Genomic DNA, 3,347 nt, shown 5'->3' with positions numbered 1-3,347 from the left:
TATTCGCTGCATTGATTGCCTATAATTTCAACGACAAAAAACCTTCCCTAAAGATGAACTTCGTTGACACAAAACAACTGTATTTACCATTGTAGTTATATCGAACTCACGTTACTTTAGGATAGGAATACACAATTTTTCTCAAACCACCTTTTTTATTGGTAAAAGGATGATTGGGAACCACATCAAGAATTGAGTTGTCAATTACGGCAGTAACATCTTTCAATTTTCTTTTGAGATCGTTTCCAGTGTCGTTCTTATTTTTTACCACCACTATATCAATATCTTCCGAAAATCGTTATTATAACGTTATAGCATTTAGACAAAGAGGTTCCGCCTTTAAAAACAATCAAATCTTTTACCTCAGAATGAAAAAGCTGGTGCAAAGCATAAGTTACCCAGTAATCTTTTTCAATAAAAATCTCTGGAATTTCAAAATATTCGGCAGCCGCTACAAGGGCACCTTCAAAACTGTCTTTGTGTAAATGCAGATTCATTAAACTATATTCCAAGAGTTAACCGTTGAGAGCATTTTAGGCGTAATTCCGTAGCTATAACTACTGGAAGGATTAATCGACTTTTTCAATAAAGAAAGATTGACGGTATCAATATTCATTGATTCCAAGAGCGCGCCAAGTAAAGCTCTAACTTTCGGAGGATAAGCAATCCCACAGCTAACTAGTTTTTTTATCTCGGCATTATCAAAATTAGAAATTGCTTTTTTTACATAAACAAGGCCATCACTTTTTTGTAAGTCAGGAATAGTATTCAAATCTTTCATAACATCTAAAAGCTCTAAATATTTTACAAGAGCAGCCGTTACTTTTACATAACTTTTAGCAGGTTTAATTTGCACATTACCTACTTTACCTTTGACTTGTTTCTCTAGCGATGCTACTCGGATAGAGCTTGGAATTTGCGTGGTTAAACCCAATTTGTTGTACAGTCGCAACCCGGTAACATAGGCAACTTGATTATTATTTTTAAATAAATAAAGTGAAAGTAACACGTCTTCTCTGGGTTTTTGTTCGCCAAATGCCGAAACTTTTGGTTTATAAAAACATCCCTTTTTAGCTCTTTTTATAAGTCCTTTACTAACTAATCTACTCAACGCTTTAGCACCAGCAATAATCTCATCGGAAGTTAGTCCGAGAGTGTCATAACCGAATACAACACCTGTATCTATTCGATTTATTTTATCTGTTATTTTATCCGCTACTTTCATATCTCGCAACAAAGATAATTACTTTGTAACTTTTGTCAAGTTTTTTCCGCGTTTTACCTGACAAAATATATTTAACATTATAAATTCAACATCCGCGCAATCCGCTTTTTAAAGCCAACTAGAAACACCTACAGCATTCGTGAATTTCTAAGTGTTTTCAACAAAAATAGTATTGAACTTTTCCTCAATATCTGCGATTTCTTCGGGCGTAAGTGCAGCAAATTCTTTTTCCTTGGCTCGTTTAGATAAGGTACCCTGATTTTGTTCTAAAAAACGAATGAGAAGGGCAACGGTACCGTCGGGCATTTGAAACTGGTTATCCAACCACTGCTTCATCTGGTCGTATTTTTGAAGATAGTTAATTTCCGCGGGAATAGTTTGGTGAATGGTTGTATCCACACATTCAAATAAAAATTCAGCTTGTGGCGTTGCATCGAAATACCTGTAAAAATCGATCGTGTCGTTAAGAACTTTTACGTTATTCTTTGCTGTTTTTTCCCACTCAATAAAATCGAGCAGCGGATGGGAATAGGCTTCAAGAACGCGTTGGTAGTCGGCTATTCGTTCTAAAATGGCAGCCGACACTGGGAAAACAATTCCTTGTGGGCTGTATTTCATGGCGGCTAACAGATGATGAATGAGATACCGATGAATTCGACCGTTACCATCAACAAAAGGGTGTATGAATACAAAGCCAAAAGCAATTTTTGCAGCGGCAAGCACCGGGTTAAAATTTGTTGATTCGAGGTAGTTTGCAGAATTGATTAATCCGTTGATCAACGTTTCTACATCAGCCGCTTTTGCAGATAGGTGTTCTGGGATGGGTTCGCCGGTTTCTCTATCGTGTTCGCCTACGAACCCACCTTCGGTTCTATAGCCCATTTTGGTGAACCGACTGTTTTCAATTACAATTTGTTGTAATCGACAAAGCTCATCGGGGCTCAAAGGTTTACTTCCCGCTTGGCCAATAGCTTTTCCCCAACGAATGGCTCTGTTTTGTGTAGGCGTTTCTCCTTCAATGCTAAAGGAGGCTTTTGAATCTTTGAGTAACAAAAAAGACGATGTTCTGAGCAAAATATCTTTACGAAATCCGCTGATTGTTGTTTTGATGCTATCGGGATTGTTCTTTGCTATGAAATTTTCTAATTTCTCGGTTTTGAATATTAAAGGGCAAAAATCAACTGTCCCTGGAAGATTATTGTTTATTCTGTGTCTGCTTGATTTAATTGGAGTTCCTGCGGCGTATTGCATCTCTTCGTCTAGCAGATTCACAAAATTTCCTTGGATTAAATCGGGAATATCGAGTTTGTTGTGCATTAACCATTCATACAAAAACCATATTTTACGGCTGTATTGCCCCGTTGGCTCGATTTGAACTAAGGCTGTAACTTCTTCTTTGGATATTTTTTGAAACAGCTTTTTGAAGAATAATAGGTTTAAGCCTTCGTATTTCAAGGCGAAAACGAGCTGTTTATATAAGTTATCTTCAGGTGCATGTCTTGGTGTAAGAACCAGCCAATGACTGTTTGTATATCGGCGATTTTTTGTGCTGATTAATGCCAGCTTGGAAGGCAAGGGCATAGACAATTTTAGACGATCTATTACAGCACCATAGCCTACCAAAGTTCCTTCTTCGGGAGCTTGCCGGCCATGAAAAACGCTTATTTTCTGTGAATATTGATTATTATTTAATTTCATTTATGAAAAACAACTATTCAAATGTATGAAATTAACTTACGCAACATGAAAAACACTTATTATTTTGTGCTTTTCGCGAAAAGTTGCTTTCGGGCGGGAGTTCCAACCCGTACAATCCGCGTTATAAAACTTACAATATCGCTCCTGCATCGACACGTTTAGCACGTTCCCGCAATAACGACTGCAACGGAAACCAAAACGCCCGAAAAAGGGTAAAACCTGAACTCGATTAAAAATCTTTGTCAAATTGCGGTTTCACAATACATTGAGATTTAGACTAACACAAAATCTGTGTAAATCGCGGTCGCTAAACATTTAAACGGTCGCTTACTTCGTTGCATTTATTTGCGATACTACAGTATCCCAAATAAAGTGCGCCTTGTAATCAACCATTTAAATATTTTCTGACTTTAATTTTTAAACC

The 3,347-nt window shown here is 37.1% G+C and carries 4 protein-coding genes; all 4 read right to left on the bottom strand.

Translation table 11 applies throughout. The features are described 5' to 3' along the window. Window positions 1-106: 106 nt before the first annotated feature. A complete protein-coding gene (locus Q0064_RS07270) occupies window positions 107-274 on the bottom strand; it encodes a hypothetical protein (RefSeq protein WP_298146468.1) in 168 nt (55 codons plus the stop codon). Window positions 275-278: 4 nt separating this feature from the next. Then, the gene (locus tag Q0064_RS07265; RefSeq protein WP_298146465.1) at window positions 279-497 is read right to left on the bottom strand and encodes a nucleotidyl transferase AbiEii/AbiGii toxin family protein; all 219 of its coding nucleotides are present in this window, start codon (window positions 495-497) and stop codon (window positions 279-281) included. Continuing rightward, window positions 497-1,225, bottom strand: coding sequence for a DUF6088 family protein (locus Q0064_RS07260; protein ID WP_298146462.1), 729 nt, complete (start codon window positions 1,223-1,225; stop codon window positions 497-499). The genes Q0064_RS07265 and Q0064_RS07260 overlap by 1 nt, the downstream gene beginning before the upstream one ends. 147 nt (window positions 1,226-1,372) lie before the next feature. Next, window positions 1,373-2,923, bottom strand: coding sequence for a Fic family protein (locus tag Q0064_RS07255; protein ID WP_298146459.1), 1,551 nt, complete (start codon window positions 2,921-2,923; stop codon window positions 1,373-1,375). Between the last annotated feature and the right edge of the window lie 424 nt (window positions 2,924-3,347).

It is taken from the genome of Flavobacterium sp. (assembly GCF_027490375.1).
Taxonomy (GTDB): Bacteria; Bacteroidota; Bacteroidia; order Flavobacteriales; family Flavobacteriaceae; genus Flavobacterium.
Note: the sequence above shows the minus strand (reverse complement) of the source record. Positions and strands in the feature narration are given on the sequence as shown.